Raw genomic sequence first — 12,450 nt, forward strand, 5'->3', positions numbered from 1 at the left:
CATGACTTATTTTACCAACTTGTTTTCTTACTTGGAGCTCGTGATCCTGATTGTAATCGCGGTAATCATCCAGGCACTTGTATTCGCCTCAAAGACCATAAGGGGCATTAAAAAGCCAAGTAATGAACACCTGAACTAACCAGCACAATTAATCTCTGGGAGGACGTTAACAACAGTGATACCGATTGCGGGTATTATCTAAAAAGATTAGTCCTCGAATTTAGACAACTATAAGAAATCAAACCAACTCCTTTAGAGCTTCGTTAAGCTTCGATTGAAAATCAATTTTAGGTTTTTCATAGTTTGACTTCCGCTTTTGTTTATCTTTTACCATTGATCTGTCCGAAAGGGACTAGCTAATAGGCCTTCCTTGTTCATAAGATTGGCGTCTTGAGGATTGTCGCTCCAAGCATATCTTACCGCAACCGGATTTTTGATCTGTGGATGGCTTACGATTACCTTATTCCCTTTAATAACCGCTCGGGCCCAAACAAACTTATGATCGTCGCCTGCGATGGCGAACTGCTTTAGCGTCTCGCCACCTCTACTTGCCAATCCGGTACCCACCTCACTGAAAGAAAGTACGATCTTGTCATCTGCAATAGTCATTTCTTGATATACAGGACCTGAACTGATTATCTTTTCACCGTAAACAATCTTCCTCGCTCCTAAGAATAGTCGTTTAGCCATATCTTTCTTGTTTAAAGGATGGATATCATTCCATTCGCCGATATCGTAGCTCACAGCTATAGCTGAATAAGAATCCTGTTGTGCCACCTTGAGCTGCGCTTCACGGATAGCCGCCCATCCGGACTCGGATGGCTCCTCTTGCTTAGCCATGAAATTGGGAAGCTGCACTAGCAGGAACGGTAGATCTGGACGTCGCCAGGCGGTCCGCCAATTATCGAGGAGCAGTTTCAAATATCGATGGTACAGCTGTGGTTGGCCTGTGTTTGATTCCCCTTGATACCAAATCACGCCTGTGACAGCGTAATCCCGAAGTGGATGAATCATTCCGTTGTAAAGCCCCGATCCGGCAGACACCAGATTTTGAAGTCGATCCCTATATTCTTTCACATGACGAAGGTCCATACCAATTTTGTATTTCCATGTTCCTGCCAGATTCACTTCAAAATCATCCACTTTAACGTTATACAATTTACCTTCGACGAAAGCGCCGTTGCCGGAATTCGCGCGAAGTCTAACGGTAATATTATTCTTTCCCGCTTTCAGGACACCTGCTGGAATATTATATTTACGAGGTGGATACATGTATGAGGTGGATCCCACAAAGGAACCGTTGACGAATATCGAGTCGCTATCAGTCATATTTCCCATATAAAGTTTTGCGTGACGTCCCTCCTTACCCACTGGAATATCAAATGTCTTCCTGAAATATACAACGCCGTGAGCTTGGATCCCTTGGGATTTCCAGTCACCGGGAACCTTTGCAGTAGACCAATCGCTATCATCCCATTGGCGTTTTACCCAGTCAACAGCTCCCTGGTCTACCTCCGCCATACGAAGACTCTCCAATGCGGAACGATCAACCACAAGCAAAGGGAATTCTTGTAGGTGTTCTTGACTGATCCAACTTTCAATATTACTGCCGCCAAGACTAGATACCAACATGCCCACCGGCACGCCTGTATGCTGGTAAGCTTCCTGGGCATAAAAATACGCTAGCGCAGTCCAGTTCATCACCTCGGAGGCGATACCGGAATACCATCTGGCACCTCTTTCAATATTCTCCTGTACGCTATGTACGGTATTTTGTGTCGGCACCTTGAAATGGCGAATCATATGGTTGTTCGACACACTAATCTCCGGGTATTTATCAACCAGCCTTACAATTGGCGTTTCCATATTTGATTGTCCCGAGCAGAGCCAAACATCACCAATGAGAATATCACGAATAGTGATCTCGTTTATTTCCATAATAAATGGACCCCCATATCGTTGTGCCGGTAGCTCTACCGTCCATCTGCCTTCCGGATTTGCTTGCGTATAGTAGTGCTTGCTCCGAAAGCGCACCGTTACCTTTTCGCCGGCATCGGCCCATCCCCAAATTTTCAGCTTAGTGTCACGCTGCAATACCATGCCATCGGCGATTAGATCAGGAAGTCGTATTGCCGCATTTACTGCTGTACTTGCTAAGTGCACAAAAACTACAGTAATTGCGAGCGTAATAACGGTTGACAATAGCCCTCTCTTGTAAATTCGTTTAACCATTTGAACCTTATTTTTTGTATCAAACATGTTTTTTTATTGGCCGTCGATCGGTGTCACCCCCCGCCAAAAAAAATCAGAGCGTGTACTTTAGTTCCTTTAAGATGTATATATTGTGAGTACTCTATCAGTCGTTTAGCTTCGAGAGAACGCGTAATTAAGTCATCCTCTTCACCAGTATGGGAGTTTAAGGTTGTTTCACTTAATAGCCCCTTTTTTTGTCTTTTTTATTGGCTAATGTCGAAGTAGTCAAAATCCACGTAACCACCTGTTGTCTTGGTCGCATAATTAAATAGACCGAAACGGTATCCCATAAAATGAGGTATCGTATAGGCCATCTTTAATTCCGTCCCGATGGCGTTCCATTCTCTACCGTCTAAACTATAAAAGAAATTCGCGACATCCTTTTTATCGGTAAAATCGCACTCTGCCTTTAAGTATACCTTTTGCCGGGTTAACGGAATATTGGCGACTTCTTCGGGGACTCCTGTTGTTGTGTTAATCATCACCAAGGATTTTTCGCTACCGTCTATCCGTACTCCGACCAAGCCGTAATTTTTCTGCAATAAAGACAGACCGGCGAAATCACCATCCTTCATCTGAGAAACTTCAATTGCAGTAGATCCAATACAGGTAGGGCCTATCGTGCGCTGCGTCAAGGTATTTCTAGCTTGTAAAAAATCCATATCCACACGTTCAGTCTTCAGTCGTAAATAGCCCTTGCGCTCTGTCACCGACCAAAGATGATCGACTGGATTGTGATTCCACTGCCATGCCAAAGGCAGCGGTGGTTCTCCTTTTTTGCGACTGAAATCATCCGAACTAACGATCCCCGGTATTAAGCCCTTACTTGCCGGAAGGTCGAGCTCTAGAGGCACCTTACCGTCTATTCCCAACACAGGCCACCCGTCTTCCCATTTGACCGGCACCATGAAAGGGATACGCCCTATCGCTCCATGATCTTGAAATAAATAAGCGTACCACTCACCGTTCGGCATGTCGATCAGACCGCCCTGGGCAACACCCTGATCCTGCAACATGACGCGGCCTTCGTACGGACCCTCTAGCTTATCGGCGCGGTGTACGATCACGGTACGCATACCTCCAGGAGGCCATGATATGTTGAACAGGTAGTATTTGCCGTTGACCTGAAACAGTTGGGATCCTTCAGCGTGTAGACCTCCTTTGGTACCTTCAGGCGTACTTGGCAACGTTGCATTCTCGATTAGTACACGTTGTGTTTCGGGCTTGATACCCGAGAAATCAGATTTTAGTTCGACAATATTCAACTTACCCCCACCCCATATCATATAGATTTTGTCTCCTTCGAAGAAAAGCGTATGGTCATGCATCATCGGTTCAAACTCCTTAGTGATCCAAGGACCCTTTTCGATATTCTTTGTCATATACACATAGGTCTTACCTGTAGTCTGGGAAAATGTGCTGAGGTAATACATACGGTTGTGATACCGGATACTGCTGGCCCAGGATCCCCTACCATAGGTACTTTTACCGTTGTTCAGGTTGAGTTCGTCCATATCCTGCAAGGAAGCATGGCCATAACCAAAAAGTTGCCAATTGACCAGATCTTTGGATTTCATCAGCGGCAGCCCTGGGTTCATGTGCATGGTTGTACTACTCATGTAATAAGTGTCCCCCACCCGGATCATAGACATATCTGGAACGTCCGAAAAGATAATGGGATTTTTTGCGTTTTGAGCGTAACTGGTGCTCAACAAACAAACCAAGCCTGTATATATAGCGACGGTAATTTTAGAAGCAAGTTTATTCATATTATCGGTATTACTTAATCTTTCATTTTTATCTGCAGATTATTATCTAACTTTTTTTTTTGGTTAGTCCGCAATTGTAAATGTATACTTACCACCTGCAAGTGTCGCTACGTCGTATTCGAATACTTTTTTCAGTATGTTCCCCTTCACGGTTGCCTGAGAAGAGATGATAGCCGCTGTTCCCGCTACTGGATTAAGCAAAGGATTTGGATTCGCTCCTACCGCTTCTTTCAATCCTTTACCACGCAATGGTACATAGGTACGCAGCCTCAAATTTCCACCAATCGAAGATTTGACCGTCACCTTCGTTAAGTCTCCTTCCGACCAACCCATATCAACCTCGAAACCACCACGTGCTTTGATTCCTGATACGAAACCGGTGTGCCAAACATCCGCAAGAGCGGGTAGCAGGTGCACCGCGCCATCGTGACTTTGGATCAGCATTTCCGCCACTCCAGCAGTCAACCCGAAGTTGCCATCAATTTGGAAGGGAGGATGGGCCGTGAACATATTGGGATATGTACGTCCCTCTTTATTACCGCTGTTCAGGATCGTCAACATATTGTTAATGATTTTATAGGCATGGTTTCCGTCCAATAGACGAGCCCAAAGGTTAACCTTCCATCCGATAGACCATCCGGTAGCAAGATCACCTCGATAGATTAGAGAATTACGCGCTGCTTCAAAAAGCTCTGGGGTACCATACGGCGAGATTTGGTTACCCGGATATAGTCCATACAGATGCGACACATGCCGATGATCATTTTTTGGATCGTCGAGATCTTCCAGCCATTCCTGCAATTGTGTATATTTTCCGATCTGCATTGGCGGGATTCGCCTGGCCATCGCTTGAAGCTTTGCCCTGTAATCCGTGTCCTCGCCCAATACTTCGCTGGCTAACGCTGTACGTGTCAACATATCAAATACCAACTGATTGTCCATGGTGACGCCTGCGGAGATCGGTCCTTGCTCTGGCGAGATCGAAGGCGATAATACCATCCAACCTTTATCCTTATGTGCTGGATGCGGAATGAGTGTAGTCAGCAAAAAGTCGGATGCACCTTTCATGACGGGATACACCTCGCGTAAAAAATCTTTATTGCCGGTATACAGATAGTGTTCCCATAAATGTTGTGTCAACCAAGTTCCGCCGGTGGGCCACATGCCTGCAGCAGCAAAATCTATCGGACCGGTAACTCGCCATATATCCGTATTGTGATGCGCGACCCATCCATCCGCATTATACAGTGTCTTAGCGGTACCTTGACCGCTTTCGGCGAGTTCTTTTATCATTTGGAACAGCGGCTGATGTGTCTGGGAGAGATTGGTTACTTCGGCGGGCCAGTAATTCATTTCTGCATTGATATTGATGGTGTACTTACTGTCCCAGGCCGGTTGCAACGAATGATTCCAAATCCCCTGTAAATTCGCCGGCTGGCCGCCGGGCTGCGAGGAACAAATGAGTAGATAACGTCCGAATTGGGCAAGTAGCGTAACTAATGCTGGATCCTGCGTCGATTGAAATTGTGCGACACGGCTAGCTGTAGTTAGTTTAGAAGCTTCAGCGTCAGCACCTAAATAGAGTTTAAAACGGTGAAATTGCTTGCTATAAATAGCCGTATGCTGTTTGGCTGCCGTTGTAAACCGCCTCTTCATCGCTGCCGCCAATTTAGATGCGGCGGCCTGTTCAGGATCAGCAGTTACGGATTTGTAATCCTTAAAGTTGGTTCCTACCGATATATATACGACCACCGACGTAGCATCTCTCACCGTTAGCCTGTCATCGCTGAGAGTTACATTTCCATCCTGATTTTTTACAGATGTATGTGTCTGATAGACGATCTGCGCCTGAATACCTTCGTGATCGGAACCGCGACCTTCAAGCACCAGACTATTCTCTTTCTTAAATACATGGTGTTCTGCGCGATTGTTGTATGTTAGATCAAAATTCAAAGCCCCTTTTTTACTAGCCGTGATTTTCATCATAATGACATCGTCGGCAAAAGATGAAAAAACTTGCCGGGTGAAGGTGACCCCGTCTACCTTATATCGGCTGAACGTTACTGCTTTGTCAAGATCCAATTCGCGATAGTAATCGGAGTATGTTTGGTGACCAGGGAAATTTATTACGATACTGCCTGCGGTCTGAAAAGGCATGCCGTGTGTCTTGGTAAAAAACGTCTCATTGATTAATTTATCGGCTGCACGTGTCTTCCCTTCAAAAATCATTCGCTGTATCTCAGGGAGTTTCCCTGCCGCCTTTTCATTATCATTCCGATAGGGACCTCCGGCCCATATGGTTTCTTCATTGAGCTGAAGTTCTTCACGTTGAGGTATACCGTATACCATAGCCCCCAACCGGCCGTTTCCGATTGGTAAGGCCTCCTCCCAAACCGCTGCATTCGCGGGCTGATCATACCACAATTTAAGGGGTTGATCTTGCGCTCGGACAGACAATGCGCTGACAAGGAGTATACTACCGCATAGTAGCGAAAAAATCATGATGAGAGTTACTTTCATAGATGGTATTTCATAGGTTTACGATGGACCGGCAGCTTTTGTTATTAATCATTACGTGCCGCTTTGGGAGTATATTTTACCGGACTAATATCCTTCAACTGGCTATAATCTACCTCCTTAAAAAGAAGTTGCGACACCATATAAAGATCATTTTTCCACACATTAAAATCATGCCCTCCTGGCTCTATATAAAACACATGTGGTACATTGTGCTGTATTAGATAGTCGTGTGTCCTCGTGCTATTATCAATCAACCGATCTTGATCGCCACAAGATATCCAAAGCAATTTTAGCTTTTGCTTAGCCTCTTGCGGCCTAGGTACCAATTGTTCAGGTGTTCGGGTATTTGGAGCCGACGAAAATCCACCCACCCAAGCGAAATGATCGAGGTTGCCCAATCCAAAATTAAGGGCTTGGCCGCCACCCATTGACAAACCGAAAATAGCCCGATGCTCAGCGTCTTTCTCCACTGGATAATGTTCTTCTACGAATGGAATCAAATCTTTCAGCAGATCCTTCTCAAAAGTAGCAAATGCTTCCACTTTGTCTGCAGCCATTATATTACCTATTGCCCGATCATCCTGCATCGCCCGCCCATTTGGGAGCACTACAATCATATCTTCCAGCTTTCCGGCTGCATATAGGTTATCAAGAATAATGTTTGGAGCACCCTGACTAAACCATTCTTTCTCGTCGCCACCTATACCGTGCAACAGATAAAGCACTGGATATTTTTTTGCGCCAGAATACCCTGGAGGTGTATAAATTAAGGCCTTTCGGTCAACACCAACCGTTTTCGAAAAGTAAGTTATACTGTCTACCTTCCCATAGGAAACAAGTTCCTTTCGGACATCAAATCCTGCTGGGGCCAAATTTTGTGCTCCGGCGGTCGCGCACCATAAAATGGCGCCACATATCATACAAATTAATTTTATCATAGCTGGTTTATTAGTGCTCCAAAGAGCGATTTATGATCGGAACGAATGGGAGGACTCTTACCGATTACCTTCGCTTGCTCGCCGGTGATCTGTCAGAAATTGCGCTAAACCACTATCGGTTAGCGGATGTTTCAATAAGGAAACAATGGTAGACAACGGCCCTGTCATGACGTCTGCACCGATCTTCGCACAGCCTAAAAGGTGTGCGCTGTGTCGTACAGATACTGCAAGGATCTGCGTTTGGAAACCGTAATTATCGTAGATCATCCGAATTTCTTCGATAAGATCAAGACCATTGACCGAGATATCATCGAGTCGACCTATGAATGGGGAAACATAAGTAGCACCGGCTTTGGCAGCCAATAAGGCCTGACCGGCTGAAAAAACCAAGGTGCAATTCGTTTTAATACCATTTTGACTAAAGTATTTTATTGCTTTGATCCCATCCTTGATTATGGGTACTTTGACCACAATCTTGCTGTCCAATGCCGCCAGTGCTTCTCCCTCTCGAATTATTTCTTCATAAGTTGTCGAGATCACCTCTGCACTGACATCCCCATCGGTAATTGCACAGATTGCTTTGTAATGATTACGGACGTTTTCCTCTCCGCTAATACCTTCTTTCGCCATTAGGGATGGATTTGTCGTGACGCCATCTAGTATACCTAAATCTTGGGCTTCCTGGATATGCGCTAAATTGGCTGTATCAATAAAAAATTTCATTCGCTATATTTTAAATGTTGGTCTCATGAGACAGGTTTATGTAGTTGTGTAGATTAAAGCGCTACACCGCAATACCAAAACTAAACAATCAACCAATGTTTCAATGAAACATATAAAAAAAAGAAGGGTAAAAATGTCTAATTCATATTCTTTAAACGCTCCATAGCGCCCTTAATCGCTTTGAACGGACTATTTTTAGTTATTTTTCACCGATTGTATAAACTCCGATGGTGTCATGTGATACTTGCTTTTGAAAACTTTTGTAAAGTAATTTGGATTTGCAAATCCGGTCTCATAAGCGACCTCAGCGATGGTCTTATCGCTTTTTTCCAAAAGTGCGGCTGCACGTTCTAATTTTGCAGAACGTATAAAATCAACCGGCGTCATTCCTGAAAATTCAAGCAGTCGGTTATATAGTGATGCCCTACTAATCGCTAAATGTCCACTTAAACTTTCCACCGAGAGTTGCGGATTGTCCATATTCTCGTACACATAGTTGTGCACGTTCTGTAGAAATTTATCTTTCTCGGAAACGATTTCTAATTCAGGACCTACTATTGACACTTGCTTACTATAGACATCTTTGAAAGCTTGATTAAGTACGAGTAAACTGTGTATTTTGGCAAATAATACGGCATTGTCAAAAGGTTTGGTAATGTAATCAATAGCTCCCGATTCTAGTCCGCATATCAGCCCATTTTCTACTTGCGACGCTGTCAAAAGGATCACGGGTATATGTTTGGTACGTTTATCTTGAGCTAGTTTCTGTGCAAGTTTCATCCCGTTCATAACGGGCATCTGTACGTCGCTGACAATAATATTAGGGTGATGGAAAAGTGCTTTTTGCCAGCCCTCCTTCCCGTTTGCCGCTTCGTAAATAGTGTAATCCCGCCGGAGAGATTCTTTAAGAAAGCATCTAAAATCGTCATCATCTTCGACAATTAAAACACTCGGCTTTTGAGTAGCTTCAGTTATGAAATTCACCTGGTCTGTACCGTTCTCCAACTGCTCGGTAAGTACCTTTTGGTTGGATTGTTCTTTTACACTATCAAGCAAAAGACTAAATTTGAAGGCGCTACCGGATCCTACCGAACTCTGTACTTCGATTTCACCTGCGTACATGTTGACAAAGGTCTTCACAATAGATAACCCGATTCCCGTTCCCTGGTTTAACACCTGGCCTTGCGTTTCGTGCTGGAAGAAGCTTTCAAATATTGCTTGCTGTTCTTTTTCAGGAATCCCAATGCCGGTATCCTTGACTTGGATATACACGCGTACCTGATCACCGACAGTTAGCACCTCAACCAAAGAAACAGAGATATCTCCTCCTTTTGGGGTAAATTTAAAGGCGTTGGAAATTAGGTTGAACAGTATACGTTCGACTTTGTCTTGATCGAAAGTGCAATAAAGCTGTTTTTTTACCGTAAGAAAGGAATAGTCAATCCCCTTACTCATGGCCATATCCTGAAAAGATTGGAACACTTCGTCGATAAAGGCGACAAGGTCTCCTTCTGAATTGTGCAATTTCACTTCATGCTCTTCCATTTTTCGGAAATCCAGAAGCTGATTTACCAAATTTAATAAACGACGTGCATTTCGCTTAATAAGGCTTAGCTCTGTGGATCGCTTATCGGAGCCTTCCATGGATAGAAGATTATCAACAGGACCAACAATCAGCGATATCGGCGTTCGAAACTCATGACTAAGGTTCGTTAAAAATTTAATTTTCATTCGATCCAGCTCGTGTAGAGCTTCGGCGTCCCGTTGTTGTTGTTCAATCTGTTGTTTCGCCTGGATACGCTCTTGTTCCAGTGCGAACCGCTGTTTCAAACGGCGAATGCCTCGGTCACGGATAAAAAGAAGAATCGTGAAAAATAAGAGCACATAAAAAATATATGCATATATGGTACGCCAAAATGGTGGGGCAACGAAAACCTCAATAGACTTTATTTTGTCATTCCAAAGACCATCGTTATTACTTGCCCTTACTTGAAAAACGTATTTCCCGGGGTCAAGATTGGTATAATAAGCGCTTCGTTCCTTTCCCGCTGGAATCCAATCTTTATCAACTCCTTGTAATCTATACTGGTATTGATTCTCTTCGGGCACCGTCAAATTCAATGCGGTAAAAGAGATGGAGAAGTTTTGTTTATACTGAAGACGGACTGATTCCGCTGTCAACAGTGACTGCGTCAGTATACCGTCTTTGGACGGTTGAATAACTTTATTGTCTATTCGAAGATCCGTCAATACCACGTTTGCTCGATTGGCGTTTAATTTCAATTGGCTGGAGTAAAAGTGATTAAATCCATTCTGTCCTCCAAAGAACATTTCCCCGTCGGAAAGGATCAACCCGGAACCTAGCATGAATGCTCCTTCTTGAAGCCCTGCCGAGTGTGTGTAATTTTTAAACACCTTAGCATCAGGATCATAACAACTTAGACCTTTATTAGTACTAAACCATATCCGCCCGGATTGGTCTTCAACGATACTTTGGATTACCCCATTAATCAATCCATCTTTTTCGGAGAAATTCTCAAATTTGTTCTGACCATAACGTAGCAAGCCAACACCGTTTCCATTTGTTCCTACCCATACCCGCTGTTGCGCATCGACGTGAATAGACAACACATAATTACTTGGTAAATTGTTATCTTTTTTATTAAAGAAGGTATTAGTGTGGTTGTTAGCATTAAATACGGAAACGCCCGAACCGTAGGTCGCAATCCACATGTTTCCCTGTTTATCTTCAGCAAAGGCGCGTATAAAATTTCCGGAAGGATTGGGCTTTCCCTGAATATCGCGATTGACGGCAGGATACTTTGCTACCGAATCTCCGTGCTGCAGTATATTGATGCCGGCGCCGTTCGTGCCAATCCAAAGTCTATCGAAGCGATCTGTTTTTAAACAAAATATGTCTGGATTGCTTAATTGATCTGCATGCTTACCTTGGCGATACTGCTTTAATTGATTTTTTTTTAAATCCAGCTGAAACAATCCGTCTTGATAAGTACCGATCCATACGTTCGATTTATCACGCTCCAGGGTCATCACCGTTAAATCAGAAAATTGCTTATTCCCTGCCTTACCGACATATAATGGCACTAGTCTGTCAGTTTCTCGAAAGTAACTGAACACCCCAGCTCCGTCGGTACCAAGGAGTACCCGATCATTACATTCGGCGAAGGATGTGATCATATTTTTCCCAGAGCTGTGATCGCGTAGCACATCCACACTTTTTAAGTTGAATTGACTGAGGTTGGTATCGTACTTACTCAGTCCCCCCTGGAATGTGCCAACCCAGTATATACCAAAATCATCGACGTAGATAGATCGAATTGATTTGTGACTCAAACTACGAATATTCATCGGTTGTGGTAAGAACGTTCGCGTCGTAAAATCCTCTGTATGTATTACATCCAGGCCGTTATCCGTACCTACCCACAAGCCGCCTTTACCATCAACAGCGAGCGCGTAAATCATCCTGCTGCTTCCTGTATTACGGGTCGTTGGATCGACAAACTTCGTAAAGGAGATCGCATTTTTATCTAAATAGCTCAGACCGTCGATCGATCCTACCCAAATACGACCGCGCATATCTTCAACAATCGAAGTAATTTCGACGGTGGTTCCCTTTATGGAGGGTTGGCTCACGAGCTCATATCGTTTAGCTTTTCTTAAATCTTCATTAAAATGGTAGACGCTGCCTTCAGCAGATACCCACATTCCCTCCTGCTGATCTTTATATACATAGCGAGACACTTTTCCCGAAAAAATCTTCTGAACTTCATCGTACTGCTTTGAACAAGGTTCACTCGGATTCTGGACATTAATAACAAAAACAGCACCGTAAGAGCAAACCCATATATTACCGTTTTTGTCCGTTGCAAGCGCAGTAATAGCGGTATTCATCGGCTTACCGCCGGGTGTATGCGTATACGTGTAAATCTGATCTAAGGTTCGGTCGTAATAACTTAATCCTCCTCCGTTTGTGCCGATCCATATACGACCTTTTGAGTCCTCACACAAGGAAGTGATGTGATTTGTCTGTAATCCATGATCGGCATTCGCGTCGTAGCGGTAAGCTTTATAAGACGAGCCGTCAAACCGTGTAAGTCCATCCTCTGTTCCCAGCCAAAGAAAGCCGTAAGTGTCTCTATGAATCGCGTATATCGTATTAGATGTCAAACCATCCTTGGAATAATAGCGCTGAAATGAGACCGGCAATTCTTGCGCAGTGACGGACA

At 44.0% G+C, this 12,450-nt stretch carries 6 protein-coding genes; all 6 read right to left on the minus strand.

The window, feature by feature from the left end:
• Window positions 1–327: 327 nt before the first annotated feature.
• Window positions 328–2,232 carry a sialate O-acetylesterase gene (locus tag HP439_RS14195; protein WP_172390997.1) on the minus strand — a complete coding sequence of 635 codons (1,905 nt, stop codon included), beginning with the start codon at window positions 2,230–2,232 and terminating at the stop codon, window positions 328–330.
• A 224-nt stretch (window positions 2,233–2,456) separates the two neighbouring features.
• The gene (locus HP439_RS14200) at window positions 2,457–4,022 is read right to left on the minus strand and encodes a glycoside hydrolase family 43 protein (protein ID WP_172390998.1); all 1,566 of its coding nucleotides are present in this window, start codon (window positions 4,020–4,022) and stop codon (window positions 2,457–2,459) included.
• A gap of 63 nt (window positions 4,023–4,085) precedes the next feature.
• Window positions 4,086–6,542 carry a glycoside hydrolase family 95 protein gene (locus tag HP439_RS14205; protein ID WP_216657858.1) on the minus strand — a complete coding sequence of 819 codons (2,457 nt, stop codon included), beginning with the start codon at window positions 6,540–6,542 and terminating at the stop codon, window positions 4,086–4,088.
• 44 nt (window positions 6,543–6,586) lie between these two features.
• On the minus strand, window positions 6,587–7,480 hold the full coding sequence (locus HP439_RS14210; protein ID WP_172390999.1) for an alpha/beta hydrolase: 894 nt from the start codon (window positions 7,478–7,480) through the stop codon (window positions 6,587–6,589).
• A 57-nt stretch (window positions 7,481–7,537) separates the two neighbouring features.
• Window positions 7,538–8,203 carry a fructose-6-phosphate aldolase gene (fsa, locus tag HP439_RS14215; protein WP_172391000.1) on the minus strand — a complete coding sequence of 222 codons (666 nt, stop codon included), beginning with the start codon at window positions 8,201–8,203 and terminating at the stop codon, window positions 7,538–7,540.
• Window positions 8,204–8,398: 195 nt separating this feature from the next.
• Window positions 8,399–12,450 (minus strand): hybrid sensor histidine kinase/response regulator transcription factor (locus HP439_RS14220; RefSeq protein ID WP_172391001.1); only part of this gene is annotated, 4,052 nt, incomplete at its 5' end.

This window comes from Sphingobacterium shayense (assembly GCF_013179575.1).
In the GTDB taxonomy this organism is placed as follows: domain Bacteria; phylum Bacteroidota; class Bacteroidia; order Sphingobacteriales; family Sphingobacteriaceae; genus Sphingobacterium; species Sphingobacterium shayense.

Coding starts and splice junctions, on each gene's coding strand:
- HP439_RS14195 (WP_172390997.1), bottom strand. CDS start 2,232: ATGGTTAAACGAATTTACAAGAGAGGGCTATTGTCAACCGTTATTACG.
- HP439_RS14205 (WP_216657858.1), bottom strand. CDS start 6,542: ATGAAAGTAACTCTCATCATGATTTTTTCGCTACTATGCGGTAGTATA.
- HP439_RS14210 (WP_172390999.1), bottom strand. CDS start 7,480: ATGATAAAATTAATTTGTATGATATGTGGCGCCATTTTATGGTGCGCG.
- fsa (WP_172391000.1), bottom strand. CDS start 8,203: ATGAAATTTTTTATTGATACAGCCAATTTAGCGCATATCCAGGAAGCC.
- HP439_RS14200 (WP_172390998.1), bottom strand. CDS start 4,022: ATGAATAAACTTGCTTCTAAAATTACCGTCGCTATATATACAGGCTTG.